Source organism: Desulfovibrio legallii, from assembly GCF_004309735.1.
Classification (GTDB): domain Bacteria; phylum Desulfobacterota; class Desulfovibrionia; order Desulfovibrionales; family Desulfovibrionaceae; genus Desulfovibrio; species Desulfovibrio legallii.
The window spans coordinates 1-1,023 of record NZ_SIXC01000031.1 but is presented as its reverse complement, the minus strand read 5'-3'; the positions used below and the strand labels follow the sequence as shown (position 1 = coordinate 1,023).

1 protein-coding gene is annotated in these 1,023 nt (G+C 54.2%); it reads right to left on the bottom strand.

The features are described from left to right. Positions 1 to 21 precede the first annotated feature (21 nt). Entirely contained in the window at positions 22 to 939 is a 918-nt protein-coding gene (locus tag EB812_RS11590) for an IS481 family transposase (protein ID WP_130958329.1), read from the bottom strand. Positions 940 to 1,023: the final 84 nt, after the last annotated feature.

The following is a 1,023-nucleotide window of genomic DNA, read 5'->3' as shown; positions in this document are numbered from 1 at the left end:
TGTAGAGTGTCAATACGTTGTTCACCCTCGCTCCAATTTTGAAGCCGGAGGTTTCCTGCCAAGAGCCGTGTGAGGACGCGAATAATTGTAGTGATGCGTCCATATGGGCAAGTTGGCTGCCCTTTTCCATGAGTGGGTGTACGTTTCGGCGTATGCCCACTCGTTCAATGCCGTCCTGATGAAGCGCTCAGCCTTACCATTGGTCTGTGGTCGGTAAGGCCGGGTGCGCTTGTGCTTTATGCCAAGCTCGCGGCAGGCATCGCGAAACTTCCAAGACTTGTAGCAAGCGCCATTGTCCGTAAGCACACGCTCCACTCTGATGCCGTGCGAGGCATACCAGGCAACGGCAAACCATAAAAACTCTATGGCCGACTCCGCAGTTTCATCCGGCAGTATTGCCGTATATGCCGCCCTGGAGGCGTCATCCACACATACATGCAAATATTCCCAACCTGGCCGCCGCCGCCGCACTTGCCGCGTCCCAGCCTTCCTATGCCCAACACCATCAATTTTGCCGAGACGCTTGATGTCCAGATGGAGCATCTGGCCCGGCTTCTCCCATTGATAACGCCGTATCGGCTCTTTTTTCTCCAAAGAAGAAAGCCGGGAGCAGCCAAGCTTACGTAAAGCGCGGAACACTGTACTGCGGCACAGACCAAGGCGTAGTGCGATTGCGTCACCAGTCTGTCGTTTTTTCCTCAATTCAAAAATTTCGGCAAGGTCCATCTCCGTCAGACGATTTCTACAGCATCGCGGCCGAGAAGAGGCATCCGCCAAAGAAGCAACGCCTCCTTCACGGTATCGTTTCATCCATTTTCTGGCGGTTCGCAGGGTTACGCCAAATCCCGCCGCTACGGTGGCGGCGGGATTGTCCCGCATCCGGCGCACCATTTCTTCTCGACTACGAACCGTCAGTTTGGCATTCTTATGGCTGTTCACCCTTTCCCCCTCTCGGTTTGCTGTTGTCTGTTAACTCCAGCTTTACCGATTTGGGGAGGGTGAACAACCTATTGAAACACTACA